Origin of the sequence: Enterococcus wangshanyuanii, from assembly GCF_002197645.1 — a bacterium.
Taxonomy (GTDB): Bacteria; Bacillota; Bacilli; order Lactobacillales; family Enterococcaceae; genus Enterococcus_L; species Enterococcus_L wangshanyuanii.
This window is the reverse complement of sequence record NZ_CP021874.1, coordinates 2,700,659-2,725,371: the sequence shown is the minus strand read 5'-3', so window position 1 is coordinate 2,725,371 and position 24,713 is coordinate 2,700,659. Positions and strand designations below refer to the sequence as shown.

General features: G+C 35.7%; 48 protein-coding genes. 12 read left to right on the top strand and 36 right to left on the bottom strand.

All coding sequences use genetic code 11. The features are described from left to right. Positions 1 to 94: 94 nt before the first annotated feature. From CC204_RS13580 to CC204_RS13425, 33 genes are all read right to left on the bottom strand, one after another. Positions 95 to 646, bottom strand: a complete 552-nt coding sequence (locus CC204_RS13580; RefSeq protein WP_088270650.1) for a sigma factor-like helix-turn-helix DNA-binding protein — start codon at positions 644 to 646, stop codon at positions 95 to 97. Positions 647 to 747: 101 nt separating this feature from the next. Continuing rightward, positions 748 to 927 carry an XtrA/YqaO family protein gene (locus CC204_RS13575; protein ID WP_088270649.1) on the bottom strand — a complete coding sequence of 60 codons (180 nt, stop codon included), beginning with the start codon at positions 925 to 927 and terminating at the stop codon, positions 748 to 750. A gap of 84 nt (positions 928 to 1,011) precedes the next feature. Then, positions 1,012 to 1,257: a hypothetical protein gene (locus tag CC204_RS13570; RefSeq protein ID WP_088270648.1), complete on the bottom strand. Its 246-nt coding sequence runs from the start codon at positions 1,255 to 1,257 to the stop codon at positions 1,012 to 1,014. Then, positions 1,254 to 1,436, bottom strand: coding sequence for a hypothetical protein (locus CC204_RS13565; protein ID WP_088270647.1), 183 nt, complete (start codon positions 1,434 to 1,436; stop codon positions 1,254 to 1,256). Before CC204_RS13565 ends, CC204_RS13570 begins: the two co-directional genes overlap by 4 nt. A gap of 2 nt (positions 1,437 to 1,438) precedes the next feature. Next, entirely contained in the window at positions 1,439 to 1,762 is a 324-nt protein-coding gene (locus CC204_RS13560) for a hypothetical protein (protein ID WP_088270646.1), read from the bottom strand. Between the two features lie 32 nt (positions 1,763 to 1,794). Further along, on the bottom strand, positions 1,795 to 2,223 hold the full coding sequence (locus tag CC204_RS13555) for a class I SAM-dependent methyltransferase (RefSeq protein WP_227011260.1): 429 nt from the start codon (positions 2,221 to 2,223) through the stop codon (positions 1,795 to 1,797). Between the two features lie 31 nt (positions 2,224 to 2,254). Then, on the bottom strand, positions 2,255 to 2,434 hold the full coding sequence (locus CC204_RS13550) for a hypothetical protein (RefSeq protein WP_088271677.1): 180 nt from the start codon (positions 2,432 to 2,434) through the stop codon (positions 2,255 to 2,257). A gap of 65 nt (positions 2,435 to 2,499) precedes the next feature. Continuing rightward, positions 2,500 to 2,733, bottom strand: coding sequence for a hypothetical protein (locus CC204_RS13545; protein WP_088270645.1), 234 nt, complete (start codon positions 2,731 to 2,733; stop codon positions 2,500 to 2,502). Positions 2,734 to 2,739: 6 nt separating this feature from the next. After that, complete coding sequence (locus tag CC204_RS13540; protein WP_088270644.1) at positions 2,740 to 3,006, bottom strand: hypothetical protein; 267 nt, start codon at positions 3,004 to 3,006, stop codon at positions 2,740 to 2,742. Further along, positions 2,999 to 3,454: an XF1762 family protein gene (locus tag CC204_RS13535; protein WP_088270643.1), complete on the bottom strand. Its 456-nt coding sequence runs from the start codon at positions 3,452 to 3,454 to the stop codon at positions 2,999 to 3,001. The genes CC204_RS13540 and CC204_RS13535 overlap by 8 nt, the downstream gene beginning before the upstream one ends. Then, positions 3,444 to 4,049: a hypothetical protein gene (locus tag CC204_RS13530; RefSeq protein ID WP_088270642.1), complete on the bottom strand. Its 606-nt coding sequence runs from the start codon at positions 4,047 to 4,049 to the stop codon at positions 3,444 to 3,446. Before CC204_RS13530 ends, CC204_RS13535 begins: the two co-directional genes overlap by 11 nt. Next, positions 4,046 to 4,306, bottom strand: coding sequence for a hypothetical protein (locus CC204_RS13525; protein ID WP_088270641.1), 261 nt, complete (start codon positions 4,304 to 4,306; stop codon positions 4,046 to 4,048). The genes CC204_RS13530 and CC204_RS13525 overlap by 4 nt, the downstream gene beginning before the upstream one ends. Further along, positions 4,287 to 4,496 carry a hypothetical protein gene (locus tag CC204_RS13520; RefSeq protein ID WP_088270640.1) on the bottom strand — a complete coding sequence of 70 codons (210 nt, stop codon included), beginning with the start codon at positions 4,494 to 4,496 and terminating at the stop codon, positions 4,287 to 4,289. Before CC204_RS13520 ends, CC204_RS13525 begins: the two co-directional genes overlap by 20 nt. Continuing rightward, entirely contained in the window at positions 4,493 to 5,017 is a 525-nt protein-coding gene (locus CC204_RS13515) for a DUF1642 domain-containing protein (RefSeq protein WP_088269562.1), read from the bottom strand. The genes CC204_RS13520 and CC204_RS13515 overlap by 4 nt, the downstream gene beginning before the upstream one ends. Then, positions 5,004 to 5,201 (bottom strand): hypothetical protein, encoded by a 198-nt coding sequence (locus CC204_RS13510; protein ID WP_088270639.1) that lies wholly within the window; start codon positions 5,199 to 5,201, stop codon positions 5,004 to 5,006. Before CC204_RS13510 ends, CC204_RS13515 begins: the two co-directional genes overlap by 14 nt. 139 nt (positions 5,202 to 5,340) lie before the next feature. Continuing rightward, the gene (locus CC204_RS13505) at positions 5,341 to 5,649 is read right to left on the bottom strand and encodes a hypothetical protein (protein WP_088270638.1); all 309 of its coding nucleotides are present in this window, start codon (positions 5,647 to 5,649) and stop codon (positions 5,341 to 5,343) included. 18 nt (positions 5,650 to 5,667) lie between these two features. Continuing rightward, a complete protein-coding gene (locus CC204_RS13500) occupies positions 5,668 to 5,847 on the bottom strand; it encodes a hypothetical protein (RefSeq protein WP_088270637.1) in 180 nt (59 codons plus the stop codon). Then, positions 5,848 to 6,273 (bottom strand): YopX family protein, encoded by a 426-nt coding sequence (locus tag CC204_RS13495; RefSeq protein ID WP_088270636.1) that lies wholly within the window; start codon positions 6,271 to 6,273, stop codon positions 5,848 to 5,850. Beyond that, the gene (locus CC204_RS13490; RefSeq protein ID WP_088270635.1) at positions 6,266 to 6,799 is read right to left on the bottom strand and encodes a hypothetical protein; all 534 of its coding nucleotides are present in this window, start codon (positions 6,797 to 6,799) and stop codon (positions 6,266 to 6,268) included. Before CC204_RS13490 ends, CC204_RS13495 begins: the two co-directional genes overlap by 8 nt. Further along, positions 6,796 to 7,020 (bottom strand): hypothetical protein, encoded by a 225-nt coding sequence (locus CC204_RS13485; RefSeq protein ID WP_227011154.1) that lies wholly within the window; start codon positions 7,018 to 7,020, stop codon positions 6,796 to 6,798. Before CC204_RS13485 ends, CC204_RS13490 begins: the two co-directional genes overlap by 4 nt. Next, a complete protein-coding gene (locus tag CC204_RS13480) occupies positions 6,998 to 7,249 on the bottom strand; it encodes a hypothetical protein (protein WP_088270633.1) in 252 nt (83 codons plus the stop codon). Before CC204_RS13480 ends, CC204_RS13485 begins: the two co-directional genes overlap by 23 nt. Positions 7,250 to 7,260: 11 nt before the next feature. Next, a complete protein-coding gene (locus tag CC204_RS13475; RefSeq protein WP_088270632.1) occupies positions 7,261 to 7,734 on the bottom strand; it encodes a single-stranded DNA-binding protein in 474 nt (157 codons plus the stop codon). Positions 7,735 to 7,746: 12 nt separating this feature from the next. Further along, complete coding sequence (locus CC204_RS13470) at positions 7,747 to 8,154, bottom strand: DUF1064 domain-containing protein (RefSeq protein ID WP_373285350.1); 408 nt, start codon at positions 8,152 to 8,154, stop codon at positions 7,747 to 7,749. Continuing rightward, a complete protein-coding gene (locus CC204_RS13465; RefSeq protein WP_188634528.1) occupies positions 8,154 to 9,110 on the bottom strand; it encodes a Lin1244/Lin1753 domain-containing protein in 957 nt (318 codons plus the stop codon). Before CC204_RS13465 ends, CC204_RS13470 begins: the two co-directional genes overlap by 1 nt. A 31-nt stretch (positions 9,111 to 9,141) precedes the next feature. Continuing rightward, complete coding sequence (locus tag CC204_RS13460; protein WP_088270631.1) at positions 9,142 to 10,005, bottom strand: recombinase RecT; 864 nt, start codon at positions 10,003 to 10,005, stop codon at positions 9,142 to 9,144. Positions 10,006 to 10,008: 3 nt separating this feature from the next. Beyond that, on the bottom strand, positions 10,009 to 10,947 hold the full coding sequence (locus tag CC204_RS13455) for a YqaJ viral recombinase family nuclease (RefSeq protein ID WP_088270630.1): 939 nt from the start codon (positions 10,945 to 10,947) through the stop codon (positions 10,009 to 10,011). Next, positions 10,944 to 11,183, bottom strand: coding sequence for a hypothetical protein (locus tag CC204_RS13450; protein ID WP_088270629.1), 240 nt, complete (start codon positions 11,181 to 11,183; stop codon positions 10,944 to 10,946). The genes CC204_RS13455 and CC204_RS13450 overlap by 4 nt, the downstream gene beginning before the upstream one ends. Before the next feature lie 2 nt (positions 11,184 to 11,185). After that, complete coding sequence (locus CC204_RS13445; protein ID WP_088270628.1) at positions 11,186 to 11,503, bottom strand: helix-turn-helix transcriptional regulator; 318 nt, start codon at positions 11,501 to 11,503, stop codon at positions 11,186 to 11,188. A gap of 4 nt (positions 11,504 to 11,507) precedes the next feature. After that, positions 11,508 to 11,687, bottom strand: coding sequence for a hypothetical protein (locus CC204_RS13440; protein WP_088270627.1), 180 nt, complete (start codon positions 11,685 to 11,687; stop codon positions 11,508 to 11,510). A gap of 11 nt (positions 11,688 to 11,698) precedes the next feature. After that, entirely contained in the window at positions 11,699 to 11,992 is a 294-nt protein-coding gene (locus CC204_RS13435) for a helix-turn-helix domain-containing protein (protein WP_088270626.1), read from the bottom strand. Positions 11,993 to 12,004: 12 nt separating this feature from the next. Continuing rightward, positions 12,005 to 12,529, bottom strand: a complete 525-nt coding sequence (locus CC204_RS13430) for a hypothetical protein (protein ID WP_088270625.1) — start codon at positions 12,527 to 12,529, stop codon at positions 12,005 to 12,007. A 68-nt stretch (positions 12,530 to 12,597) separates the two neighbouring features. Continuing rightward, entirely contained in the window at positions 12,598 to 12,768 is a 171-nt protein-coding gene (locus CC204_RS21195) for a hypothetical protein (RefSeq protein WP_157894290.1), read from the bottom strand. Positions 12,769 to 12,900: 132 nt separating this feature from the next. Then, positions 12,901 to 13,140, bottom strand: a complete 240-nt coding sequence (locus CC204_RS13425) for a helix-turn-helix transcriptional regulator (protein WP_088270624.1) — start codon at positions 13,138 to 13,140, stop codon at positions 12,901 to 12,903. 160 nt (positions 13,141 to 13,300) lie between these two features. Here CC204_RS13425 and CC204_RS13420 point away from each other — a divergent pair, with 160 nt between their 5' ends. The 10 genes from CC204_RS13420 (at position 13,301) to CC204_RS13375 (ending at position 19,933) form a co-directional block, all read left to right on the top strand. Next, positions 13,301 to 13,744 carry a helix-turn-helix domain-containing protein gene (locus CC204_RS13420; RefSeq protein ID WP_088270623.1) on the top strand — a complete coding sequence of 148 codons (444 nt, stop codon included), beginning with the start codon at positions 13,301 to 13,303 and terminating at the stop codon, positions 13,742 to 13,744. A gap of 10 nt (positions 13,745 to 13,754) precedes the next feature. Further along, on the top strand, positions 13,755 to 14,201 hold the full coding sequence (locus tag CC204_RS13415; protein WP_157894289.1) for an ImmA/IrrE family metallo-endopeptidase: 447 nt from the start codon (positions 13,755 to 13,757) through the stop codon (positions 14,199 to 14,201). Next, entirely contained in the window at positions 14,198 to 14,638 is a 441-nt protein-coding gene (locus CC204_RS13410; RefSeq protein WP_088270621.1) for a minor capsid protein, read from the top strand. Before CC204_RS13415 ends, CC204_RS13410 begins: the two co-directional genes overlap by 4 nt. 22 nt (positions 14,639 to 14,660) lie before the next feature. Beyond that, positions 14,661 to 15,350, top strand: coding sequence for a hypothetical protein (locus tag CC204_RS13405; RefSeq protein ID WP_088270620.1), 690 nt, complete (start codon positions 14,661 to 14,663; stop codon positions 15,348 to 15,350). Between the two features lie 28 nt (positions 15,351 to 15,378). After that, positions 15,379 to 15,669, top strand: coding sequence for a hypothetical protein (locus CC204_RS13400; protein ID WP_088270619.1), 291 nt, complete (start codon positions 15,379 to 15,381; stop codon positions 15,667 to 15,669). Between the two features lie 79 nt (positions 15,670 to 15,748). After that, complete coding sequence (locus tag CC204_RS13395; RefSeq protein WP_088270618.1) at positions 15,749 to 16,198, top strand: hypothetical protein; 450 nt, start codon at positions 15,749 to 15,751, stop codon at positions 16,196 to 16,198. Positions 16,199 to 16,303: 105 nt separating this feature from the next. Continuing rightward, the gene (locus CC204_RS13390) at positions 16,304 to 17,272 is read left to right on the top strand and encodes an Abi family protein (RefSeq protein WP_157894288.1); all 969 of its coding nucleotides are present in this window, start codon (positions 16,304 to 16,306) and stop codon (positions 17,270 to 17,272) included. A gap of 240 nt (positions 17,273 to 17,512) precedes the next feature. Further along, positions 17,513 to 18,688, top strand: a complete 1,176-nt coding sequence (locus CC204_RS13385; RefSeq protein ID WP_088270616.1) for a tyrosine-type recombinase/integrase — start codon at positions 17,513 to 17,515, stop codon at positions 18,686 to 18,688. Positions 18,689 to 18,859: 171 nt separating this feature from the next. Next, a complete protein-coding gene (locus tag CC204_RS13380) occupies positions 18,860 to 19,420 on the top strand; it encodes an ImmA/IrrE family metallo-endopeptidase (RefSeq protein ID WP_088270615.1) in 561 nt (186 codons plus the stop codon). 3 nt (positions 19,421 to 19,423) lie between these two features. Next, positions 19,424 to 19,933 (top strand): hypothetical protein, encoded by a 510-nt coding sequence (locus CC204_RS13375; RefSeq protein WP_088270614.1) that lies wholly within the window; start codon positions 19,424 to 19,426, stop codon positions 19,931 to 19,933. Positions 19,934 to 20,075: 142 nt separating this feature from the next. Here CC204_RS13375 and rpsI read toward each other — a convergent pair whose 3' ends face one another. Then, a complete protein-coding gene (rpsI, locus tag CC204_RS13370; RefSeq protein WP_069662643.1) occupies positions 20,076 to 20,468 on the bottom strand; it encodes a 30S ribosomal protein S9 in 393 nt (130 codons plus the stop codon). A gap of 13 nt (positions 20,469 to 20,481) precedes the next feature. Further along, positions 20,482 to 20,910 carry a 50S ribosomal protein L13 gene (rplM, locus tag CC204_RS13365; RefSeq protein WP_303393937.1) on the bottom strand — a complete coding sequence of 143 codons (429 nt, stop codon included), beginning with the start codon at positions 20,908 to 20,910 and terminating at the stop codon, positions 20,482 to 20,484. A 383-nt stretch (positions 20,911 to 21,293) separates the two neighbouring features. Here rplM and CC204_RS13360 point away from each other — a divergent pair, with 383 nt between their 5' ends. Then, complete coding sequence (locus CC204_RS13360) at positions 21,294 to 22,502, top strand: argininosuccinate synthase (protein ID WP_088270613.1); 1,209 nt, start codon at positions 21,294 to 21,296, stop codon at positions 22,500 to 22,502. Between the two features lie 220 nt (positions 22,503 to 22,722). Next, complete coding sequence (gene argH / locus CC204_RS13355) at positions 22,723 to 24,123, top strand: argininosuccinate lyase (protein ID WP_088270612.1); 1,401 nt, start codon at positions 22,723 to 22,725, stop codon at positions 24,121 to 24,123. A 33-nt stretch (positions 24,124 to 24,156) separates the two neighbouring features. Here argH and CC204_RS13350 read toward each other — a convergent pair whose 3' ends face one another. After that, positions 24,157 to 24,645: a Dps family protein gene (locus CC204_RS13350; protein WP_087640474.1), complete on the bottom strand. Its 489-nt coding sequence runs from the start codon at positions 24,643 to 24,645 to the stop codon at positions 24,157 to 24,159. Between the last annotated feature and the right edge of the window lie 68 nt (positions 24,646 to 24,713).

Here is a 24,713-nt window from a genome sequence, read left to right as displayed (position 1 = left end):
AGAGAAGCATTCATTGACGATTATTTTTTGTGAGTAATCTATCGTTTTAGCCCTCTCATATATAGGTGGGAATGGTTTACAAGATTTTGGATTTTTAGAAAAGTGAAATTTGATGCCCGTATTCAAAGTAACGATCAATTTTGTTTTTTATCCGTTGAGACATGGATTTTACTGTTCCAACTTCTATTTTCATTTCTTTAGCTGCTTCTCCGTATGTCATGCCAACTGTATGAATATAATAAAACAGGTCAGCTTCTCTATCGCTAAACTTTGATAGAATTTCTCTTACCCGAATTAATTGTTCTTTTTTCTTCTCGCTGTATACCTCTTGGACTGGCGCCTCATATTGATTGAGATAAACATCATAAGATACCTTATCCATATTAGTAATATGTTTAGCTCTGCGGTGTTTTGGTATCTTTTTAGCTGCTTCTTCGTCTAAAGGGCGTTCTATCCCATGTTCAAGCCAATACAAAGCATATTGCGTCGATGAAATGATTTCAGCATAAATCGCTTGTTCTTTAATATCATCTGCAGTTTTTTCCCATTTCTCTTTTTTTACTATTTTTCGATGTTCTCTACTCGCTTCTTTTAGATCCTCTTTGTATTCTCTGATCAATATTTCTCTATTCTCCCAATCTAGCATCTTGCTTCCCCCTTATGTATTAGAAATAAAAAAGAGGACACCCTAACAAACGCATTTCTACGTTTGCTAAAGTGTCCTCCAGTATGTCTGGTGGGACTTATTTAAAATTTCTCTTTTACTTTATTTTCAACAAAAGTTACTTTATTAGCATGTGTTGTGATCTCTACAATCCCATGCTCTGGAAGTTCAGTACTTTTTATCTGTCCATTGCTAATAATAACAATAGCATTTTTCCCTGATAACTTTTTGATATCCTCAAAATCCGTTGCTTTTAGCTTCACAACCTAGCCACTCCCTTTGTTTTATAGTATAATTAACGTGCGAGATTAATTACTGAGCGGCAGGTTGATTCCTGTTGCTTTTTTTTATTTGTAAATTTTTGTTACTAAATCATTTATCGCTTTAGCCGAATCCTTAGCACCTTTCATATACCAATATCGAGCGGTTCCTTCTTCTTGTATTTCAAAAAAATTGGAATATTCTTCTTCGACACTTTCAAGTGTATCTTTTACGCTACTTGCTACCATATCCGTTGTTTTATCAACTAACCTTCTAGACAATAAAATATTTATTCCTATGCTGCAGATTACAGAGACTAAAATTACAATCATTCATTTCCCTCGATTTCTAACTTTCTGCCGCACATCGGGCAATAATTAATCTCTACAGATGACGTTACAAAATCATCATCGATCACTAATACATTTGACTCATCCTCGATAAACGCCTTGATATAATCTGTATCGTATATTGGTCTATTAAAATATTCTCCTTGGCAATATTGACACATCCTCACCCCTCCAATAACTTCTGATCTACTTCTCTAATTTCATCAAGGCATAAGTCTTTTCGGTAATATCGCTCATTTCTACCTTGTCTAAATCCGAGTTCTTTAAGTTTTTTATCATATTTATCTAACTCAGATTTATCCCAAGTATTGACTAGTATCCAATAAGCAACACTTGTAGGCATTTCTTTTTCCCATGACTTGCACAAGGTCAAACCGTGTTTTAGATGACCGCCTAATATCGGTCTTAAATCACGCATACTATAATCTTCAATATCTGATACATAGTCTTTCGGTTTTTCTTGTTTTCGTTTAAATAGATTAAACATCTTATTCCTCCAATCCTCCGCCAACTGTGCTGTTAGTTGGTGGGTTTCATAAATACAATCCAATGAGTTTTAGCTCTTTTGTTACCGTATAAGGGTTCGCAGTCAATCACTTTTAGAATTTCTGATAGTTTAATTTGATCTTCATTCCACTTGAAGACTAGCGTTCCGTTAGGCTTAAGAACTCTCATACATTCATCAAATCCCTGTTTGATATCGCTTGGCCAAGTTGATTCATCAAGCTTTCCGTATTTCTTGGCCAACCAACTATTTTCGCCTGCTTTTACTAAATGCGGTGGATCAAATACCACATGATAAAATCTATTATCCTCAAATGGCATCTGTCTAAAGTCTGCTATCACATCAGGTTCAACCTTTAACGCTCGACCATCACAGAGAGTGTCATCAAGTTGTCGGTTATCCATGTACAGGACATCTTTATTCTGTTTGTCGTACCAAAACATTCGGCTGCCACAACAGGCATCTAGTATTTTCTTAGTCACAGATATCACCATCCATCCTCACTGCAACCGTCCTCTTGCCTTTATCACGTTTCAAATTACTAGGTGTTGCCCAAAACTCAATCGTTGATTGCTTAACGTTTAGTTGATTTGCACATTCCTGTTTAGTGCCTACAGCGACAAGGTCATCGCCTTTATAAACTGCGTATTCCATAATAATCACAAAGGAGTAAAAAGCTTTTTGCGTCCGGACAAATCTCCTACTCCTTTCGTTTATTTTTACAGCTGTTCTACTTCTGAATCTTTAAACACTCGTTTATAACAATCTCCACATTGCCAGTATTTATTTTGTGTGAGATTCAATCCGTCATACATTGAATCATTTTCCGATTCTGTCCCATCTGAGTTAACAAAGAAAGAAGTAGTACCACTTGCTTTGCTACTAATATAAAATGATTTTCCGCCACAATAAGGGCATCTATCAATTGGGAAATTATATCTTTTTCTTGTCATCCCTACTCATTCCTTTCGTTTAATAGAAATTACTTTTATTGATCTGTAACCTATATGATGCTTATACATCGCTTCACTTATTGCAAGTCGTTCTGCATCGATTTTACCCCTAGCCTTTACCTCAAAAGTCACAGTATAATCATACGGCTGCCAAAAACTTAAGGTTACAAGATACTTCTTTTTTCTTGATCTGAATAAATCTATTACTCCCATTGTGAACATCCACAACAAAAATATCATGAAGCAAATGAGAAAGAATTGATCTTCATTCATCCCCTACCTCCTGCAGTTGTTTGATCCATCTTTGTTTATCGCAAGTTGGCGCCTTATCTACTCTACGTCTAGTCGGTGTATCCCAACTGCGACCCTTGACATGCCCATCTAGCTGCCAACCACTGGCTTTTAGACTGCTACCTGTCTCACTGTCTAAAATATACGTAATGATGCGATCATATCCCATTTGTTTTGCTATCCGAGCAATCCTGCTATATAAAAAACTACAAGCATTGTATGTGCCATCGGTACAGCAGCGGACAACCTCAATCGTTTTCCCGTCATCCAGCCCCCTTGATACAGGTCTAGCAGCTTGGATGACACCGACAATCTTGTTGTCATCAATTGCAGCTAATCTAAACTTATCTCTATAAACTGGAGGATGATGCCTATGTAATTTTGCTACATAGGCATTTGCCTCTTTAAGTTCTATAGGTCTAGCTTTCACTATTTTCTACCTCCTGAAGTTCTTCGGCTGTTTGGATGAGTTCTAGCTGATCATAGACTCCCTTACCGTAACGGTACTCTTTTGTGCCAATAGAATAGGTGTATCTGACAGTTACCTCTCCAGCGGTATCAGTAGCGATCACTTTGCCAACACCGTGTAATTCATCGTAAACTTCGTCGTAAATTTCAAATTCATCCAACTTACGCCCTTTCTTAGCAAACTGCTCGGCACGCTTAAACGTTGCTATCTGTTCGGCGGTGGCTTGTATCCATTTATCGAAATAATCTGCTAGATTATAGAGTACGCTGTTCTGTAATTTTCCATCAGACAAATATTTTATTTCTGTATAACTAGTTTCGTGATGTTCTATTTTCACGATTCTATTAACGTCTTTATCAAAGTAATACTCCCCGACCGCAAAGGGTGGGGTGTTTTCACAAGCCAATTCTAAGCGTCCGATAACTTTGTTTAAATTATTGAGAGCAACAAAAGCATCCATCTTGACTTTGTTATCATTAGTGCCAATACCATTTTTGATATTTTGCAGTTGTTCTGCAGTCTCTTTTAATTTCGCAATGTTTATTTTCTCTGTCATTGCGCTTCCTCCTTTTCCATCCGCCAAGAAGTCTCTGACAGCGGATCATAGAAATTTACCTCTTTACCACAGTATGGACATTTAACGCCTAATAACGTGCCACATTCATGAGGTTGTAATGTCGATTGATAAAACGCCCACCATTTATTGTCTCTAGTTAACTTAAATGTTTGGCTGCAATCTGTTGTAATAGTCCATTTATCCGTTACGCCTTCGTCAAGATACTCCATTTCGTAGTTACAGTAGACTTTTGCCATTTTCAGCCTCCTCGATAGTGATGGTCCCGCATAAACTCGGATTGATGAACGTAAATACTTGTTTGATTTGATCATGGAAAGTAAAGGGCTTATTGTAACAAAGACAATCAATGATATCGTCATAAGTTATTGATTCTGTATCCGGCTGATATTCCGTTACGCCATTTTGATTAGTCACAATTAGTTTCATTCCGCATCCTCCTCCACTGGTACAGCAAGTTTCTTGATATCCGGAAAATATTTATCTAATTCACTTCCCATAAATTTATCTCCTATACCATAAGCGACATCCATGCCACTCTCATTAATCACATAATACGTCTCATCAAGACACGGCACTGGCATATAATACAACGGCTCTTTTTTCACTTTGTAGCCGTCTTTCATGCGGATCAGTGTTTCGATTGGGTTGTTCTCGGTAAAAGAAGCCCATTTTTCAAACTCTGTACGATCGCCAAGATTTTTTTGATACAAATCTACATGTAAGTCAAAAATCTCCTGCTCTAAATCTCGTTTATGGAGTTCATACCATTTCACCACAAACTCCGGCACCTCAACTGGTTTGGGTAGTGATGATTTGAGCTGTTCCATATCCGATAAAGCAGCTCTGATTAATACATCCGAATTCTGTATCTCACCAGCATAATGACGGTTTAAGCAATCATCCCAATCATTGATCTTTTCATCTATCAATTTCTCAATCTTTTCCATGTGCTGTGTCCTCCACTGTATAACTAACTAAAACATAAGTTACTTTTTTATTTATCTGTTCGTTCCATACCACTTGATAACCTATTACTTCTAGATTGTTGTAACGCTCCGCAAAGTCATTCAGTTTTGTTATAGCTGATACTTCCATTTCATGATTATCATAAAATTGCAGATATCGTTTCATTGTCATTTCTCCACCTCATCTAAAATCTATTTGAAATCACGCTATATCTTTGATACACTATTTACGAGCGATCACCGCTCGGACCTAGAGTTCTTAAGCGTGGTGCCTAGAGTTGTGGCTCTAGGCTTTTTTGTTGTCCTCATAACTTTGTACCTACTTCAATATCATCAGAAACAGGGTACCAATCCTTTACAAAATCTATTCCATTTTCGCTGACTCTGTATAAATCGCCATCACAGTCAGTGATTTGATAATGACAATGCTTATATTTGGGATATGGGTATGGTAAACCGCTCCTACCCGAATATCTTGCTTTAGCCTCGATCACAGTGCCATAATAAAACCCACCATATCTAAGACCTAGATAAACAACTTTGATGCTGCTTGGGTTGGCGTAACCACCTCTAACTTTATCCATCATTCTTTTTTGATTAGATTTTTCGCTCATGCTTCCACTCCCTAAAATCTATTTAAACCACTCTGGATGCTGTTCTTCGCACCATTTCACATACGCTTCATTTTCTCTTTCCTGATGTTCATCTAGTTCTTTTCCCGTCCATGTTTTACTACAATCTTCGCAGTAGTTGTTTTCGTCTAGTTCCTCATCACAATCAGGACACATCGGGCAGTCGTAATCCTCTCTCATCTACTCCACCCCACTTAGTAGTTCAGGGTTTTCGTGGATGTTTCCGATGACTAAATAGCCATCGCGATACAAAATATTAGATTGGCAAAATATAAGATCTAAAAATTTCCAGAAAAACCGCCCATCTGCATAAGCAATTTCGTGCATACTTCTTCGGTGGGCATATTTTTTCGGTGCATCATAAACTAAAACATCCCCCTCATAAATATCAACACCGTTCTTGTCTTTTAGTCCAGTGTATTGACCTATCGTTTCCGGAATAACTTCAACGCAAAAATCATGTAGCTGTTCTAATGGATACGCTATTTCCACATCTAAGGTTAAACAGATCATAAAAACTCGCTTGCTTAGTCCGTTAGGTATTGGCACACCATATACCCATTCATTACTTTTTTTATTTAATGCCCGAAACTTCGGTTTATTCATTCGGCTCACCTGCTTCTTTTATTTGTATTACTCTGACTTTTCTAGCCATTTTTCTATTTAAACAAATAATTTCTGCTTCTTCTCGTCTTAAAAACAGCGCTAAACAATCATGTCTCTTTATCTTGTACTCCACAATTTCTTCTACCTCTTTTCTTGTAGCAAATTCTCTTGCTGTATCTAAATCCAGTGTGTAACTGATCCAGTCTGTTTCATCTTTAGAATGCGCCCGATATACTGTCAGCTTGTTCGGCAATCTGTTAAACATTGCCAATTCATCAGGTTTCATAAGACTTAATTTTCGATTAGCTCTTTTAACTGAAAATAAATTTATCCATGTCGAAACTGAAGCTATAGCAGAATCATCTACCCACATAGTGGCTAACAAAAACCAATATGTATAATCACTAAGATATATTTCGTTTTCCTGAAAAAATACTAGACTTTTCGGTGAATCAACTGTCATTAACTGTGATATCAGTTTTGCATCTGTTTCGTTATACTTAAAACAGGTAGACACATTATTCATTCGTCGGTCTCCTTTACTATTTCCTCAAATAAAATCGCATAATCTTCAATGCCTAGAATTTCTGCTATTTCTTGGATTTTTTCGAGAGTCACATTTCTTGTTTTGTTTCTCGCTGCTGGAACATTACCGCCTACTACCTGCATCCAAGTTAGCCCCTTATTTTGACGATGCCAGTCAACATTTGTCCAAAACACCTGCTTAATATCTGCTATATTTTGCAATATTTTTACCTCGCAATCTGTTGCTTTCGGATTGACTACTTGCTAGGTCAAAGCCACCTGAAATTCCTAGTCTGTTCTTTCCGCGTTTGGCTTTACAATTTTTGTCTAAGCTATCTTTATGGATCATATGATGACCACCTTTAGCTGTTCTAACTATTGCTGTATTCTCATAGATCGATACTATTTCACCTGTCACCATATCGCCGTATATCGTTATATAGTTTTGCATTCTTATCCCTCCTAAAACGGCAGGTCGTCATCTGCAATGTCGATCGATTGGCTACTAGAAAATGGATCACTGACTTGTGGCGGTCGTTTATCATCAAACAACTTTTCTTGGCTATTATCCTGCGATTTAAACGTGTTGCTTTGGTTTGATGGATAATTACCCTCGTTGCCTGTTTGCGCTTGCCCAGCGTTGCTTGTGGGCTTGATAACTGCATCAATTTCTAGAACTATTAGTACTTTCTTCTTTTGCCCGTTGTATTCATCTTCATCAATTTCGCCAGTCAGTTTAACTGTTGTTCCGGCTTTTAAACCTGAAACTTTATTAACTAACTTTTGATTGATGACCTTGCATTCCCACCAAATCGTTTTATACTCGTTTTCTTTGATCCATTTACTAGTTGCCACTGAAAAATAAGCAGCTTTTCCGCTTGCAGCAACTTGAACATCTTTCCCTAAATTCCCTCTAATTGGCAATTGATTTAGCATTCATTTCCCCCCCTACGCTGTTTTCTCAATAAACAGCTTATTTCTATAGTCATACACAGCAAGCGTGATCGCTATGCCGTATCTACTGGCAAACATTTTGGCTTTGATATTAAAATCCGCTGTCCGCTTGCCCTTAACATCTACGACCTTTACTAGTTGGTCACCATCATAAAATATGAAATCCGGTTTGTACTTGATGGCTTGATATCTCTTACCGTTTAAGCTAAAAGCATCATGGATCACGAAGGATTCTTGCATCTTAAAGTTTGTAATGCCTTGCTGCTTTAGCTGATAGTAATAAGCAGCTTCCGCTTTGGAATCAAACATGATCCCGTCAGTGATCGTCTTTTGATTCTTGTACTTGTTTTGTTTAGTCTTAGATGATTTGATCGGTCGCCTTACTCCTGTTGGATATCGCATCATGCTTCACCTAGTTCCTCTAACTGACGTTTCAACTCTGCTTGTCTTTCAGCAGATAACTTCTGCTCTGGAATAGGATTTGCTATATTCTTCGGAATAGTTTCTTGTCTGACTGGCTGGCGATAGGAAGGTTTCGGCATCGCTTGCTTTTCTTCTTGCCATTTACGTTCCGAATCAACATAATCATCATGAGTTTTTACTCCAGTAGCCCTCCAGCGTTTTAAGATGCCAGAAAAATAGTTATACGTTCGCTTGTTTTCCCTAGCGCATATATTGACAGCATCTTTCATCAGTTCTAAATCCCCGTTAAAGTCATTCAAATCATATTCAAGGTCGGTGATATTTACGGGTGTTGCTCTACTAACATTTTTTGAGTAATAAGAAATCAGCTCGCCTAACTTGTCACTACCGAAAGGTTGTTGCAAAAATTGCTGATTATCTGACGACTGACTGACAACAGAATCATTGTCTTTTTTGTTTTCGTTTACTTTACTTTTATTTACTTTACTTTCTTTTACTTTACTTTGTGTATTAATGTTTGCATTAACTATAGTTTTTGAACCCTTTAAGGTGTCATTAACTCGGTAAATGTCTTCAATAACTACTTCTTTCCTTTTTTTCGTTGCTTCTATATAACGCTCTTGTATTCCCTTTGATGTTAAAATTTGATGATTTTCAAATTTATCATGATTAAAAAAATTAACTTGAACTGCTTTCTTTACAATTTCTTCTACTAGCCCCTCTTTCGCCCCAACTTCGTCAGCAACTAAGAACGACGTATCTTCGTCCCACCCGATGTAATAACCGTTTTCACGATAAATATTACCCAGCAGGCAAATTAGTACCTCAACTGTAAAAGGTCCACAAGCTCGCTTTATCTTTCGAACTTTGATATCTTTTAAAAAATCAACATCTAAGGGAAAATAATCAATGCCCTTTTTTGTAGGACGTGCCACTTTTACACCTCCCTATGTCTCTAGGAGAAGCCTAAGCTTCTCCTTGTTCAGATTGTTCTTCCGTTTCTTCAATGATCTCCGCATCTTTGATCGATTCATCATTAATAGAAAGTTCTTCAATTACTGAACCATCTTCTGCCTGCTTAAAGACTCTCTCGTCTGATGTGATTGCAGTTTGCATTTCTACTGACAAAATACCCCATTTACTCAAAAGACTTCTTAAAACCGTTTTGATTGCCATTGCATTATAGTTATCTCTCCAAGCCCCTGAAAGACTAGTTTTATCTTTTGCTTTGTTGTTCTTAATCCTATGTGCTTCAATTTCATTCTTAGTCCAATACACAGTCTTTTTAAACCCGTTTAATAATTCGAAGTACCCGACATACCCGATAACTTCGTCCGATGTTTTATTTTCATAACTAAAAATGAATTCTTCTGTGAGTGGATTCCAACTTGTAAGCTGCCCTTCGTAAATTTCTAAAGCATTAAGTGATTTGTATTGCCCTGATCTCTGGGCAAGTTGAATATATCCTTTGTATCCAAGAATAAATTGTGCTTCGTTGTGCTTAATCCATCGATCGCCAACCTTTTCAGAACGGTTGAAAGGGACAATGTAGGCGTACCCTAAATTTTTATCAATTGGTAAATCCATTGTTGCTGCTTTCATCGCTCCTGCAATGATAGTCATTGGTTCAGCTTTACTTAAATAATCGTCACCGCTAACCAAAGTCATCAACGAACCCATGAACGAGTCTGACTTTTCATGCAAAATATCCTCAAACTTCTTTTTCATAGTAGGGGTGTTCATAAGGGCTTTAAAGCCAAGAGAAGAAGCACTCACCTGTTGCGGTTGCTGATTCTGCAATTGGTTTTTCAAATCATCATTCGTAGCCATACTTTAAATCTCCTTTTCTTTTAATGTTCGATAGGTTGAAACTTTATATATACTTTCATCTGCTAAAATGTCAGGGTACTTTTCTTTTAAAACATTTTTATCAATTGATTTTCTTTGTTGTTGCTTCCAATCGATAACAAAATTTGGAGTGATGCCGATTGAAGCGTTATTTTTTCCTAATTCTTGAATAATCTCGTTCTCAACTCGTTTTATCTCTGTCTTTATTTCCTTTTCAGATCGTTTCAAGTCAATTCTAGAGTGAACTAAATCATCGAACTTGACGCCTAAAGAAACCTCTTTCGTATCAATATCCTTGTATCGATCCTTTAAAAAAACAGTTGCTGCAGCACTTCCATCAATAGGCGGTTCAATATTACCTAGTACGTTAATCTCCCAAAAGTTGACAAGTCTTTCGGTGATTAAATCAATAAGCTCTTGATCTCTTTCAATTTTCTTCCATACGAAGCGTTGACCACCGATTAAAACTGCAATATAGACATACTGTCTATTAAGTACATTCATATAATGTTGAACTTGACAAAGATATGCTTGAGGTATTTCGTCACCATCCCATTCATTAGCTAAATAAGCATTAGCAGTTTTGCATTCAAGTATGGCGTTTTCTCCGACAACATCTCGGTCAATGTTCGCTCTTAAAAACGGGTGTAACGGATGTTCAAATACTTGATTTCGTTTGCGAACTTTCTTTCCTGTTCGCTCAGTAAATTCTTTCGCAACTACTTCCTCCAAAACATTGCCCCAGTATGCAGGTTCGTTTTGTTCTTCGTTGTTTATTAACTGACCTGTTTTGTCGAGCCATAATTGATAAGGTGATTTCCATTTGTTTAATCCTAATATTGTTGCTACATCGCTTCCGCCTATACCATTTCTTCGATCTTTTAACCATTCTTCATGAGTCATAGATAAAGTTGAATTTTTCATGATTTCACCTCTATATTTTTTCCGCCCATGAACTCAATAAGTTCGCTATCTGGTAAATTATTGACATAATCTCTGAAATCTCCAATTTGAATAATATCTCCATTGTCAAATTGGATGATGTTATCTCCTGAGTAAATGGGTTGATTATAAATGTCGTAATCACATACTGTTCTTCTTATGTCTTTAGGCAACTGTTGCGCGCCTTTGCTATCAAAAATCGATACTGGATAGTGCATTGTCAACACTCACCTTTCTGTGTTACAATGTTTATAGATTTTTGGTCTTTTTTATGGCTGGCAGGATTGGCGTCCTGTTGGTCTTTTTTTGTTTTAAAATTGAAAATTTGTTCGATCGGCACTTCAAAAACATCTGCTATGTCGTGAGCCAACAATAGTGATGGATTGTATTTGTTTCGTTCTAAATGAATGATCGTTTGTCTTGATACTCCTACTTTGTCAGCAAGTTCTTGCTGTGTCATTCGCTGCATTGCTCTATAGACATGTATTTGACTATCGAACATTGAACCTTTCTTTGATACCGTTTCTTCTTTTGTCATTTTGCTATCTTCCTTCCTTAATTTTTATATCCAACCAACCTTTTCTCGCTAACAAGAAAAACACTGTGAATCCTACAAACATTCCTAAAAGCACTAATAAAGTATTAGATAAATTTTGGCTGCCTATATAAGCCATCAAAGCAAGTAACGCAAAAAACATTAATAATTTGATGTAGTCTTTCATAAAAATCTCTCCTATTCTGCTGGTAGTGTAGCTATAAACTCAAGAATTTCTTCTCTCAAGTAATAGACCTTCTGACCATCTTTGTGTTTCTTTAAACCCATTCCCACATATTTTGCTAAAGTACCCTCAGAACATCCTTTCAAAAACGCACAGGCTTCTTCAATGTTCATAAGTTCCTCTGAACCATGTGGATCAATCATGCCAAAAACTTTCGTAAACACTGCTTCTAAACGTTCTGTGATGTAAGCATCTACTTGTCTATCAGTATCTTCATTCGGTCTAATTTGAATTATTGATGCTGACATAAGTTACCTCCTTTACTCAATCCAATGCTGTTCCTTCCAATAGGGTATTTTTTGTTTCATTAAATCCATGTAGCTCATTCCAATCATTTCAAGCTGTCTGCACAGTTGCGAAACCTCAAATAGTATTTCGTCAGCAAGCTCTATCGAATGACAAAGTAGATCATTTTTTTGTTTCTCAGTTAGCTCATTGATCTCAGTGCCTAAAATGCACGCGATTTCTCGCTCAGCTTCAACCTCTTTACGTTCCCTAGCTTCTCTTCTTTGGAAAGCATTTAAAGCTAAAGCATCTTTTTTCACCTGACAGCCATTGACTAAACCCATCAAACCAAGCATTTCTTGACTTATTGCAAAAGTCAGTTCGCTATTGTTAAAAGCATTGCTATAAAGAACTGCATTATCCGCTGTCACTGGATAGCCATTAAAATGGCCATTTGTTGTTGTGTAAGCTAGGTATGCTTTTTGTGCAATTTCTTTTTGTGTAAACCCACTATCTAATGCTGCTTGTTTTAGTGGCTTACTTAGAATCATTGATTTCATTTACATCTCCTATTTAATTTTCGTATTTCTTCATATTTTTATCCGATGAGTTTTCAGATAAAATACATTTAAGCAATATCAATCATGGCATTTTCAAGTTGACGATCTACTGACCACACTTCTATCTGATACCACCGCTCAAGTGACTCATCATTCATCCCCTTGGCTAGCGCCTGTACTTCTTGTTCACTATGCGGAGAGGAATTAATAATAAAAGCTATTTTTTCTTCTCTTGTCATTCTCCTACCCTCCTTTCTAATTAGTGTGGTAAACTACCAAGATCAAAATTAATATGACTTCAATAAACCAAAGTCCAATTTCAAAATAATCTAGTTTCACTTGATACCTCCTTTTAAGAATTTTATGTTCTTTCATTTATCCCACTCCACTTTTTTACTCTCTGATGAACTCGTTTCGCGTACCCTGTTTTCAAAAAAAATAGTCCATGAGAATCCTAATATTTTTGCTAGAATTTTTGCATTTTCAATCGAAGGATTTCTTTGTCCCTGTTCATAGGAAGCATATGTTGTTTTGGCAATTCCTGCCTTATTTGCCAAAGTTTCTTGAGTAAATCCTTTTGATAATCTAGCTTGTTTTAGCCAATCACCCATGATCTCCCCTCCTTTTAAAGTGATACGTATTGCGTACTTTTATATTAGTACACATTTTGTCTTATGTCAACAAGAAAATACTCTTTTTGTACTACTTTTTATTTGAAAGCTGAAAGTACGCATATTGTGTAGTAGAATAACAATAATTGGAGGTGTACATATGTTCGCAAAAATATTAACTGATTTAAGAAAATCTCAGACATCACTTACACAAAATGATATGGCAAAAATATTAGGTGTAGCTAAAACTACATACTCTTCATATGAACAAGGCAAACGAATGCCTGACATGGAAATTCAAAAGAAAATTGCTGATTACTATGGAGTATCTTTGGATTATCTTCATGGAATTAAAGATCAAGAAGAAAGAAAATATTATTCTCTAAATGAAAAAGATGAAAAAGACATACAAAAAGAACTCGAAGAAATGATGAATGGGCTCACAAACGATACTTCTTTGGCTTATATGAAAAATGGTGAATCTGAATTATCAGAAGAAGATGCAGCCCTATTACGTGCATCTATGGAACAAACTTTAAGGCTGTCTAAAGAATTGGCTAAGAAGAAGTTTACACCTAAAAAATATAGAAATACTAAAGAATAGGGTGATTCATTTGAATTGGATTGAAGAAGAGGTTGAAAAAGTGATTAAGAAATGCGGTACAGCAAATCCTTATGAAATTGCTAAAGCATTTGATATCACAATCTCTTATCACCCTCTACCTAAAGGTCATAAAGGTTACAGTGCTTTACATAAAAGAATTAGGCATATCGTCCTTGCGGATAATATGACACAAAATGAAACGTTGGCCGTTTTATGTCACGAGCTCGGACACTCATTCCTGCATCCAGGAATAAATACTACATTTTTCAAAGATATAGCTAGTTCGAGCTTTGAATCAGGAGTTGAGTACGAAGCCAATTCTTTCATGTTCTATTTAATCAGCAAAAATATTGACATAAATCAATTTCCTTCTGTTTATAGCTTTCTCAATTACATAAATATGCCATATTCTATGGAACCATATTTAGAAAATCTAATTGAAGGAGAGTTACAATGAATACTAAGACTCAACAAGCAATTTTGAATTATATCAACTCAAAAAAGGAATTATCTTTTGAAGGAATTGATCGTTCTAAAGTTTATAATTCAGTTATAGCTTTTATTGAAGAAGGTGGAAACCCTCGCACATATACAGAAGAAATTATGCAATTTACTGGTTATGAATATGATTTATGTAATGATATCCTTCTAAATTCATTGAAAAAGTATCAAGCTATCACAGCAAAAGAAAAAATGATCGCTGCAGGTATTTTGGCCTTTGAATGGTCCGATAGTGGGGATAAACGCGTATGTTCGGATTGTTCACAACGAAATGGGAAAGTTTACTTTTTTTCTGACAATCCCGTTTTCCCTGGGGAACAAGAAGGCTGTAGGTGTGTTGCATATGCACTAGATGAATTTGAGTTAGCAGACTATTTAAATAAGAGTATTTAATCTAAGGAGAATTTGAATCAGGATGAAAAAATGGTTTAGTATTGTTATAATTTTGTTTACTTTAATTTTCATAGTAAGTTGTTCTAGTTCTAAAGCAACTGTTGAGAACTTTGAAAAGGTCAAAGCTGGAATGTCTGAGGATGATGTTTTAGATTTAGTGGGTTCCCCAGATGATGAAAAGGAAGATATTGTAAAAGATTGGATTTACAATACTGAGAGGAAAGATCAAAATATTACTATCAGTTTTTATGATGGGAAAGTAGATAATATTGATATTCCTTATTTCTTAAACAAAAAAAAAGAATCACAAAGTGAAGATAAAACAACACCTATTGATAAAACAACTTCGTCTACGACCAATAGTACAAAGAATAAAGAAACATCTGATTCAACAAAACCGACAATTAATGAGACTGAATTAGAAAACAGTCTTGATCAATTGATCAATGAAAATATCGAATCCATTAGAGAAATTAGCAAATTTGATGACTCTTGGGATCATGTAAAAGTCTCTGTTACCGATTCAGTAAAAAACATGTCAAAATTGGAAAAACAGGATTTAGTTGATAACATTTCTTCTGATATACGTAGTCGCTTGATGGGATTTGGAAGTGGCGATGCTTCAGATACTTTCTTTACTTTTTCATATTCAGATAATAGTACAATGGCTGAATCAACAATTTTTGATGTTTATAAGATTAAAGTAAAATAAACTGAATATTGTAAAAGGAGGAATTGGTTTGCAAGAATCAACCAAAAATGAAGTATTTAAGATAGTTGATCTAGTCAGGAAAAATGGTATTGTAACCAGAGATGAGGTTCAATCTGTTGATCACAGGGGATTTATAAGAGCATTTCCACAATATGTTGAAGAATTAGGGTTTGATAAAGATGAATTTGAAACTGTTGAACCTTCCTTACCTAATTTTGTTGATTACACCGGAGTTGTCTTTGATCCAAATGAATATACGTCTCAAGAAGCCATTAACTATACTATTAAAAATGTTTTATCGAATGATGTTGATATATAAGTTTACCCGATTAACTTTGGGTTTTATTGAACCAGAAATCTTCTGCTAATTTTAATAAAAATAGAACGGAGTGTTATATATGGAAGAAACTAAAACAAGAGAGTTCAAACTCCATGTGGTTAGAATTATTGATAAGTCAACAATAATTATTAACATAGGAGATGAAGAAAATGAAGAATTATATCGGCAAAATCTGGATGAATTTGCCACTAGAATAGGAGATAAAATAAAAGTAGTTATGCCTGGGCCTATGATAATAGATCCTATTTCAAAAGAAGAACTTGGCTATTTAGACAGCACTAAAGAAGTCCTTGAGATTATTGAACTTTATCCAAAGATGGCACTCTGCCAAAAAGTAAAAAGAGAAACTCAAACTTCTCCTTCTGCATTAGATATGTTGGGGTCTCTTCGAGGTGAAAAAATAGAAACTACACAAATTATACCTTTGAATGTAGATGAGTTCAACATTGAACCTGTTGAACTTGATAAAACACCAATTCAAGTAGGAGATCCCGTTATTTTTATATAATTGACAAAAAATTTAATTTACGGTAATATGGGTTAAATCGAGATGGTCACTTCAATGGGACTGCAAACCTCTTATTCCGTAAAACGAATAGGAGGTTTTTTGCTTTTGCTAGATAAACCATTTAAAACAATTGAAGAACAAATAGAGCTGATTAAGTCAAGAGGATTAATGATTTTTGATGAGGAACGAGCTAAACAAATTCTAATGGATATCCCTTACTATTCATTATTAAACGGTTATAAAGATCTATTCAAGCATCCAATTAAAAAAGACCTATATAACCCTTCTGCCTCTTTCGAATTATTCTATTATGTTTACTTGATCGACTTACAATTCAATAGTATTGTTTTAAAATATATATTAATGATTGAAAAATCATTAAAAGCAAAGGTTTCTTATGTAGTTGCCAAAAATATTGGAGCATCTCAGATAGATTATATGGATTCTCGAAACTACTCTAATCGAAATAATAAATTGAGGTCTACACTTTCACAATTACAAGAAGTTATAAATGATTGCCGTTCGGGGACTCCCACTAAATACTATAAAGATAATAAGAACCATATTCCACCATGGATTTTAACTAATGATATAATGTTTGGACTCGTACAACAATGGTACTCTATACTTCCTGCAGATTCTAAAATAGAAGTATGTAACAAGTTTTTCAGTTCAAAATATGAATCATTTGATTTACAAGAAAAACAGCAACTTTTATCCAATGGTCTTGATTTATTGAGAGCATTTAGAAATAAGGCTGCTCATGGCGGGCGGACATTCAACTTCAAACAGAGTCATAAAACCATTAACAATACTATCTATTCATTCACTTCTGAAAAAACCATTAAACTCAGTGAATACAGAAGTACGGAAATAGGAAAAAATGATTTTTTTTCAATTTTAATTATAATTACCTTGTTTTTAAATGAACCTATATCTTTACAACAATGGTTTGACGAGCTGAACTCGATTGAACATACAATTAATTCTCAAAAAATTATAGATAGGCAAGGATATCAAGTGTTTAATTTACCAAGTAATTTTATTGAACGATTAGAAAATTTAGTAGTTTAAGATTTCATAGTGCTGCTAACACTTATCCAAAACATAGGCATTAAAAGTTAGGCACACGATGTGGATAACAATTCCAAACCCGTCGAATTCGACGGGTTTAAAAAAAAGATAAAAAAGAACGTACATTCGTATTCACATTTGTTAAATCCTAATTTATTAACTTGTTAAGCAATATTTTGTGAATACATTGTTCTACTTCGTACTATTACAATACAAATACAATATATATGAGGTGACATCATGCCTAAAATTAAAGAAGTAAAAAAGAAAGATGGCACTACAGTTTACAAAGCCCAGGTCTATTTAGGTATGAATCCAGCAACAGGCAAACCAAAGTACACAACGATTACTGGCAATGCATATAAACTAGTCGAAGATGAAGTCAATAAGACCATAGCTGACAGGATCGATAAAAAGACTGTTAAGAATAATAATATTACATTTAAGCAAGCTTATGAAGAGTGGTTCGAGCTGCATAAGAAAAACGTTAAACCATCGACTGTTGAAACTGTTGAAAGTAAAATGAATGCTATTTTACCATACTTAGCTCATTATAAAGTCCGAAAGATAACACCTGCCATTTGTCAGAGAATGCTAAATGACATGGTCGAATCCAAACGATACAAACGATCATCTGCTGCAAACTATAGGATGTATTGCAACATGATTTTTAGTTACTGCATAAAAAATGATTATTTAGCTAAAAATCCGATGGAGTATATCACAGTACCAAAGATAGCCGATGATTTTATTTATAGTGATGAAGATAGTCAAGAAACTAGAAAGTACTGGCTCAAATCGGAAGTTGTTGAATTTCTAAAAATTGCAGAAAAAGAACTAAAGTTTTTTGACTATGTCATGTTTCGTATGTTGCTTTTCACTGGTATAAGAAAAGGTGAATTGCACGCTCTGCATTGGAACGATGTAAACTTCGCTACTGGTGAACTAAGAATTGCCAAAACCCTTGTGAATATCAATAAACAAGATATCCTGCAGAAGCCAAAATCTAAAGCATCCAATCGAACTATTATATTAGATGAAAACACAATGGATCTATTAAAACGATGGAAACAAATTATTCGCGAAGAATATATAGTTTTTGGCAATAGAAAGCTTTGGGATAATAATCCTCCAATTTTTAGCGAGCCTAGCGGAAAATATTTCACCTTATCACATCTAAATAATGTGATGAACTACAATTTCTATGTACATCATCCAGATTTTTATAAAATCACTATACATCAGATGAGACACACTCATGCATCTTTACTGTTTGAAAGCGGGGCAAGTCTAAAAGATGTTCAAGCAAAATTGGGCCATGAAGAAATGCAAACGACAATGAATATCTATACTCATGTTACTGAGACAAAATCAAAGAAAACTGTTGATAATTTCGCTAGTTTTATGGAAATTTGAAAGACTTTTGAGCGTTCATTTATAAGAATTTGTTATAAACTAGCTATACTACACTAATTTAAGGAAAACAATAAGAAAATGATTGCTTAGTTTGAAAAAACAAGATAAACTAATAGTATACAAGGATATACGTGTATTTAAATATACGCTAAAAGATAAGGAGGAAGGATCATGACTATGCGTATTGATTACAAGATAATAGAAGAAATTGCTGAGACGGCTCATGATTTATTATTTGGTGAAAATACAGACTACTGCAATCTTCCAAATTATTTGAAGGCATTTGGTGTAAATATCGGTTATGCTGAACTAGAAAATGATATGTCAGGATATTTACGAGCTGATGGAGAAAACCCTCCTCAAATAGTCGTAAATGTTAATGACTCAAAAAGCAGACAGTTATTTACAATGGCTCATGAACTAGGCCACTTATTATTACATTATAAATGGTCTCCAGGAAAAGATGTGGGTATTAATGATATTGTTGAGGTAACCATGTACCGAAACGGAACATATCAAACGAAGGAACAAACACAAAAAGAAGTCGAAGCAAATCAATTTGCTGCTGCATTTTTGATGCCAAAAAGTAAAGTAGCCAAATTAATCATTGATGAATCACATCGATTAGAAAGAAAATTAGAACAAAGTGAAGCTATAGTGCTTATTTCTTCTACTTTTGGTGTTTCTCAACAAGCTGCTAGTATTAGATTAAAGAATATATTAAAAGGATAAAAAATGGTTGAAAAAAAGGAAACAGAAGATAAACTAGATGATTATTTAAGTTTCAATAAACCTTTAGATTTGGAAGACTTAAAAAATCTACAAAAATCAATACCTGATTATGATATTCAAATTGATAAAACATCTTCTGAAAAAGTGAAAATAGCAAAAAAGGCAAAGGTATACAATAACGAATCTGATATAAAAAAAGGCTTTCTAGAGAAACTCTTGGATATAATGCAAAATGAAGAAGAAGATAAACGAAAAAACAGAACGCTAATAACTCATTGCCTGTTAGGTTATTTTGGGTTTATTTCTTTATTTGTTTGTTTAGTAATATCTCAATCTAACACAATGGATACTGCAGTGGTACTAGCAGTAGTAGGAGGTTTTTTTGCTAACGTTATTTCGTTACTAATCCTACTTCTAAAATACATCTACAGCCCTTCAAAAGAACTACATGATTTCATTATCCAATTGTTTAAAGATAGACATGATGACAAGCAAGATGATGATTGCGATTAACACTACTAGCTCTATAGTAGTGTTTTTTTATACTCAGTTTCCAATCATACATTTTTTATACATTTAATTTGAATCGATGAAACAAAAAAAGGCACTTTCTCGAAATGAGAGAGTGCCTTTAAAGTCAATAATATCAACGTTATTAACGTTTTGAGAATTGGCTTGCTTTTCTGGCTTTTTTCAAACCTGGTTTTTTACGTTCTACCATACGGGCATCACGAGTAAGAAGTCCAGCGCGTTTTAAAGCTCCGCGGAAGTCAGGATCTACTTCTAACAATGCACGAGCGATACCGTGACGGATCGCACCTGATTGACCAGAGTAGCCTCCACCGTTTACGTTTACGATAACATCATAAGCGCCTTTAGTTTCAGTTACGCCAAATGGTTGGTTGATAACTTCACGCAAGTCAGCGTGTGGAATATATTCTTCAACGTCTTTTTTGTTTACAGTAATTTTACCAGTACCTGGTACTAAACGTACGCGGGCAACAGATTTTTTACGACGGCCAGTGCCGCTATATTGTACTTGTGCCAATGAATTTCCCTCCTTAAATTAGGTTAGTGATATCTAATACTTCTGGTTGTTGTGCAGCATGTGGATGCTCAGCGCCACCGTACACGTTCAATTTAGTCAATTGTTTGCGGCCTAAAGTGTTTTTAGGTAGCATGCCTTTGATTGAGTTTTCGATCAAACGACGAGAATTTTTATCACGCAATTCACCAGCAGTAACAGATTTCAATCCACCTGGGTATTGGCTATGACGGTAGTAAATTTTGTCAGTTGCTTTGTTTCCAGTTAATTTCACTTGATCCGCATTGATTACAATTACGAAATCTCCAGTATCCACATGAGGTGTGAATGTTGGTTTATTTTTTCCACGTAGGATAGAAGCAACCACAGCTGAAAGGCGTCCCAAAGGAACATCAGTTGCGTCTACTACGTACCATTTACGTTCTACTTCGCCAGTTTTGGCCATATATGTTGTACGCACGTTTTTTTCCTCCAATTTTCTATTCGATGTTTGACATACACTTGAGTTTCCGGGGCTCATTGTGGGGCAAACAATACCATTTAACATAATACCCTCTATCACCAGTAAAGTCAATGGATTTCTGCGGTTTCTCGCTATTTTTCTTCTATTTTTTTCCGTCTAAAAATAATTATTTCCTGATTTGAAATAGAATACCCAAAAATAAGCGTATTATCTATTACGCACTTCTTTAGCTATTTTATGCATATTTTTCCTTTTTAAAACAAATTTATGTATATTTATTTATAAAAAGTATTGATTTTTGTATTTTTGGGTGCTATGATGAGAACAATCAAACAAAGATAACAAAAATGAAGGAGTGTTCCAGGATGAAAGAAAAAGTTGTTTTAGCTTATTCCGGAGGTTTAGATACCTCTGTTGCTGTTAAATGGTTGGTCGATGAAGGCTATGATGTGATCGCTTATTGTTTAGATGTTGGCGAGAAGAAAGATTTAGACTTCATCAAGAAAAAAGCATTGGAAGTTGGTGCTTCTGCTTCTTATACAATCGATGCTAAAGAAGAATTCGCGCAAGATTTTGCGTTGATCGCATTGCAAGGACATACCTTTTATGAACAATCTTATCCATTGGTTTCTGCTCTTTCACGTCCTTTGATCGCTAAAAAATTAGTCGAACTTGCTCATGAGACTGGTGCGACAACGATCGCTCACGGCTGTACAGGAAAAGGGAATGATCAGGTCCGTTTTGAAGTGGCGATCAATGCTCTTGCACCTGAGCTGAAAGTTATTGCACCTGTTCGTGAATGGAAGTGGTCACGGGAAGAAGAGATCAACTATGCTAAAGAAAAAGGTGTACCGGTTCCTGCTGATTTAGACAATCCTTACTCTGTCGATCAGAACTTATGGGGACGTGCCAATGAATGCGGTATCCTAGAAGATCCTTGGGCAACTCCACCAGAAGGTGCTTACGAACTGACGGTCAGCTTGGAAGATGCACCAGATACACCAGATATTATCGAGCTGACATTTGTTGAAGGCGTACCGACAGCGATCAATGGTAAGGAAATGTTATTATCTGATTTGATTTTAGAGTTGAATGAACTAGCAGGAAAACACGGTATCGGTCGGATCGATCATGTTGAAAACCGTTTGGTTGGGATCAAATCCCGTGAGGTTTATGAATGTCCTGCTGCGATCACATTGATGGCTGCTCATAAAGAGCTGGAAGATTTAACGTTTGTCCGTGAAGTCGCTCATTTTAAACCGATCATTGAAAATCAGCTATCTCAAATCATTTACAATGGTTTGTGGTTCAACCCGCTGACAGACGCTTTGATCGCTTTCTTGAAGTCTACACAAAAATACGTCAACGGCGTAGTTCGTGTGAAGCTTTTCAAAGGTCACGCAATCGTTGAAGGACGTAAATCAGCGAACAGCTTATACAACGAAAACTTGGCAACCTATACTTCTGCTGACACCTTCGACCAAGATGCAGCTGTTGGTTTCATCAAGCTTTGGGGACTTCCAACCAAAGTTAACGCTGAAGTCCAAGCATCTTTGCATAAAAACAACGATTAGCATTTTTGCTTTTCATATGTTAGATCAAATAGTGAGATACCATTTGCGGGCAACGCAAATAAATGTGTCCTGATCTATCCAGACTAAAGACATATCTCAAGAGAATTTCCTTTTGATCTGCGGATCAAAATAAGGAAATCGATACGTCTACAGTCATTTCTTTAAACTATTTTATAAACGTTTTAATAATGCATATTCATACATAAATGAGGTGAGTACGATGAAGAAATTATGGGGCGGTCGTTTTGAAGGTAAAAGTGAGGCCTGGATCGATGCATTTGGTGCTTCGATCCCTTTCGATCAACAATTAGCGCAACAAGATATTACTGGCAGTTTGGCCCATGTCAAAATGTTGGCGAAAACGGGGATTTTAACCCAAGATGAAGCAGGACAAATCACGAATGGTTTAAAGACTCTTCAAGTTAAATTAGCTGCAGGCGAGCTGGAATTCAGCATAGAAAATGAAGATATCCATCTTAATATCGAAACGCATTTACATGATGAAATCGGTCCTGTAGCCGGAAAACTCCACACTGGACGTAGCCGAAATGATCAAGTAGCAACAGATATGCACCTATATTTGAAAGAAACAGTTCAAGAGGTTATTGAAAAAATTCAGCTTTTCCGCCAAGTATTAGTGCAAAAAGCTGAGGAAAACATCGAGACGATCATGCCTGGATATACCCATTTGCAGCATGCTCAGCCTATTTCATTCGGGCATCATATGATGGCTTATTACGGCATGCTGACACGCGATCAGGAGCGTTTTTCTGAAAGTCTAAAACGAATCGATATTTCACCTTTAGGCTGTGCTGCTTTAGCAGGCACGACTTTTCCGATCGACCGAGCGTATTCGGCTGAGTTATTAGGGTTCTCTTCTATTTACGATAATAGTCTGGATGGTGTTAGTGATCGAGATTTTATCTTAGAATTTCTGAGTAACAGTTCGATCATGATGATGCATCTTTCTCGTTTTTGCGAGGAAATCATTTTGTGGTGCAGTCATGAATTTCAGTTCATTGAACTGACAGATACCTTCTCTACAGGAAGTTCGATCATGCCGCAGAAAAAGAATCCGGACATGGCGGAATTGATACGCGGAAAGTCAGGCCGCGTATATGGCAATTTATTCAGCCTTTTAACGGTTTTAAAAGGGTTGCCTTTAGCTTATAACAAGGATCTTCAAGAAGACAAAGAAGGCATGTTTGACACAGCACAGACGATTCTAACTAGCTTAGAGATCATAGCTGGCATGGTCGAAACAATGTCCTTAAATAAAGAAACCATGGAAAAATCGACTGAAAAAGATTTTTCGAACGCCACTGAACTTGCTGATTATCTTGCTAATAAAGGCTTACCTTTCCGCCAAGCGCACGAAATCGTTGGGAAATTAGTACTTGATTGTACGAAAAAAGGGATATACTTGCAGGATATTCCTTTAGAGGAATATCAAGCAGTAACACCACTTATTGAAGCGGATATCTATCAAACGTTAGCTTCAAAAACAGCCATTGAGCGCCGTCATTCCTATGGTGGTACTGGCTTCGACCAAGTAAGAGCGGCTGTCGAACGCGGAAAAGAAGCATTAAAAAAAGAAGACAAAAAAAACACTACAAAATAAAATTTTATTTTGTAGTGTTTTTTGATTATCTAATTAACGAGTTTTCGTACGTGAATCTGCATCGATACCAGGCGCTTTGCCTAATTTTGCTTGCAACATCCAAATATTTTTTTCGATATCTGTTTTATTTGCAATAAAGATATCTTGTGTAGAATCGTCGCCTTCATCGCCAGACACGTCAATTCCTTTTTGATATAGATCAGCTAAGTAACGGTAGCCTTCTACTAATTTTTCCATACGTTCAGGAATCGTACGTTCATACGTACCAATTTCATCTTCAATTCCAGTATGGTCAGCAAATTCTTGTAATGTTGAATATGGAGCGCCGTCTAATGTGATCAAACGTTCAGAAATAACATCTAACTGGTCATTGATTTCGTCCATAAGCTCATCCATTTTTGGGTGTAGCGTCAAGAATTCTGGTCCACGCATATACCAATGTGTTTGGTGGATCACTACTGAAAACTGGCTTAAATCTGCAACTAGTTGGTTCAAGACTTCTTTTGTTTGTTCAAATTTCATTATACATCATCCTCCTAAATATTTTATCTACATATATCATTGTAGTACGAAACGGAAAAAAAGTACAC

Bases quoted from the DNA above. Each gene is read 5' to 3' on its own strand.
- CC204_RS13580 (WP_088270650.1), bottom strand. From the start codon at position 646: ATGCTAGATTGGGAGAATAGAGAAATATTGATCAGAGAATACAAAGAG.
- CC204_RS13570 (WP_088270648.1), bottom strand. From the start codon at position 1,257: ATGATTGTAATTTTAGTCTCTGTAATCTGCAGCATAGGAATAAATATT.
- CC204_RS13565 (WP_088270647.1), bottom strand. From the start codon at position 1,436: ATGTGTCAATATTGCCAAGGAGAATATTTTAATAGACCAATATACGAT.
- CC204_RS13560 (WP_088270646.1), bottom strand. From the start codon at position 1,762: ATGTTTAATCTATTTAAACGAAAACAAGAAAAACCGAAAGACTATGTA.
- CC204_RS13555 (WP_227011260.1), bottom strand. From the start codon at position 2,223: ATGTTTTGGTACGACAAACAGAATAAAGATGTCCTGTACATGGATAAC.
- CC204_RS13550 (WP_088271677.1), bottom strand. From the start codon at position 2,434: ATGGAATACGCAGTTTATAAAGGCGATGACCTTGTCGCTGTAGGCACT.
- CC204_RS13545 (WP_088270645.1), bottom strand. From the start codon at position 2,733: ATGACAAGAAAAAGATATAATTTCCCAATTGATAGATGCCCTTATTGT.
- CC204_RS13540 (WP_088270644.1), bottom strand. From the start codon at position 3,006: ATGAATGAAGATCAATTCTTTCTCATTTGCTTCATGATATTTTTGTTG.
- CC204_RS13530 (WP_088270642.1), bottom strand. From the start codon at position 4,049: ATGACAGAGAAAATAAACATTGCGAAATTAAAAGAGACTGCAGAACAA.
- CC204_RS13525 (WP_088270641.1), bottom strand. From the start codon at position 4,306: ATGGCAAAAGTCTACTGTAACTACGAAATGGAGTATCTTGACGAAGGC.
- CC204_RS13520 (WP_088270640.1), bottom strand. From the start codon at position 4,496: ATGAAACTAATTGTGACTAATCAAAATGGCGTAACGGAATATCAGCCG.
- CC204_RS13515 (WP_088269562.1), bottom strand. From the start codon at position 5,017: ATGGAAAAGATTGAGAAATTGATAGATGAAAAGATCAATGATTGGGAT.
- CC204_RS13510 (WP_088270639.1), bottom strand. From the start codon at position 5,201: ATGAAACGATATCTGCAATTTTATGATAATCATGAAATGGAAGTATCA.
- CC204_RS13505 (WP_088270638.1), bottom strand. From the start codon at position 5,649: ATGAGCGAAAAATCTAATCAAAAAAGAATGATGGATAAAGTTAGAGGT.
- CC204_RS13500 (WP_088270637.1), bottom strand. From the start codon at position 5,847: ATGAGAGAGGATTACGACTGCCCGATGTGTCCTGATTGTGATGAGGAA.
- CC204_RS13495 (WP_088270636.1), bottom strand. From the start codon at position 6,273: ATGAATAAACCGAAGTTTCGGGCATTAAATAAAAAAAGTAATGAATGG.
- CC204_RS13490 (WP_088270635.1), bottom strand. From the start codon at position 6,799: ATGAATAATGTGTCTACCTGTTTTAAGTATAACGAAACAGATGCAAAA.
- CC204_RS13480 (WP_088270633.1), bottom strand. From the start codon at position 7,249: ATGCAAAACTATATAACGATATACGGCGATATGGTGACAGGTGAAATA.
- CC204_RS13475 (WP_088270632.1), bottom strand. From the start codon at position 7,734: ATGCTAAATCAATTGCCAATTAGAGGGAATTTAGGGAAAGATGTTCAA.
- CC204_RS13470 (WP_373285350.1), bottom strand. From the start codon at position 8,154: ATGCGATATCCAACAGGAGTAAGGCGACCGATCAAATCATCTAAGACT.
- CC204_RS13460 (WP_088270631.1), bottom strand. From the start codon at position 10,005: ATGGCTACGAATGATGATTTGAAAAACCAATTGCAGAATCAGCAACCG.
- CC204_RS13455 (WP_088270630.1), bottom strand. From the start codon at position 10,947: ATGAAAAATTCAACTTTATCTATGACTCATGAAGAATGGTTAAAAGAT.
- CC204_RS13450 (WP_088270629.1), bottom strand. From the start codon at position 11,183: ATGCACTATCCAGTATCGATTTTTGATAGCAAAGGCGCGCAACAGTTG.
- CC204_RS13445 (WP_088270628.1), bottom strand. From the start codon at position 11,503: ATGACAAAAGAAGAAACGGTATCAAAGAAAGGTTCAATGTTCGATAGT.
- CC204_RS13440 (WP_088270627.1), bottom strand. From the start codon at position 11,687: ATGAAAGACTACATCAAATTATTAATGTTTTTTGCGTTACTTGCTTTG.
- CC204_RS13435 (WP_088270626.1), bottom strand. From the start codon at position 11,992: ATGTCAGCATCAATAATTCAAATTAGACCGAATGAAGATACTGATAGA.
- CC204_RS13430 (WP_088270625.1), bottom strand. From the start codon at position 12,529: ATGAAATCAATGATTCTAAGTAAGCCACTAAAACAAGCAGCATTAGAT.
- CC204_RS21195 (WP_157894290.1), bottom strand. From the start codon at position 12,768: ATGACAAGAGAAGAAAAAATAGCTTTTATTATTAATTCCTCTCCGCAT.
- CC204_RS13425 (WP_088270624.1), bottom strand. From the start codon at position 13,140: ATGGGTGATTGGCTAAAACAAGCTAGATTATCAAAAGGATTTACTCAA.
- CC204_RS13420 (WP_088270623.1), top strand. From the start codon at position 13,301: ATGTTCGCAAAAATATTAACTGATTTAAGAAAATCTCAGACATCACTT.
- CC204_RS13410 (WP_088270621.1), top strand. From the start codon at position 14,198: ATGAATACTAAGACTCAACAAGCAATTTTGAATTATATCAACTCAAAA.
- CC204_RS13405 (WP_088270620.1), top strand. From the start codon at position 14,661: ATGAAAAAATGGTTTAGTATTGTTATAATTTTGTTTACTTTAATTTTC.
- CC204_RS13395 (WP_088270618.1), top strand. From the start codon at position 15,749: ATGGAAGAAACTAAAACAAGAGAGTTCAAACTCCATGTGGTTAGAATT.
- CC204_RS13385 (WP_088270616.1), top strand. From the start codon at position 17,513: ATGCCTAAAATTAAAGAAGTAAAAAAGAAAGATGGCACTACAGTTTAC.
- CC204_RS13380 (WP_088270615.1), top strand. From the start codon at position 18,860: ATGACTATGCGTATTGATTACAAGATAATAGAAGAAATTGCTGAGACG.
- CC204_RS13375 (WP_088270614.1), top strand. From the start codon at position 19,424: ATGGTTGAAAAAAAGGAAACAGAAGATAAACTAGATGATTATTTAAGT.
- rplM (WP_303393937.1), bottom strand. From the start codon at position 20,910: ATGGCCAAAACTGGCGAAGTAGAACGTAAATGGTACGTAGTAGACGCA.
- CC204_RS13360 (WP_088270613.1), top strand. From the start codon at position 21,294: ATGAAAGAAAAAGTTGTTTTAGCTTATTCCGGAGGTTTAGATACCTCT.
- argH (WP_088270612.1), top strand. From the start codon at position 22,723: ATGAAGAAATTATGGGGCGGTCGTTTTGAAGGTAAAAGTGAGGCCTGG.
- CC204_RS13350 (WP_087640474.1), bottom strand. From the start codon at position 24,645: ATGAAATTTGAACAAACAAAAGAAGTCTTGAACCAACTAGTTGCAGAT.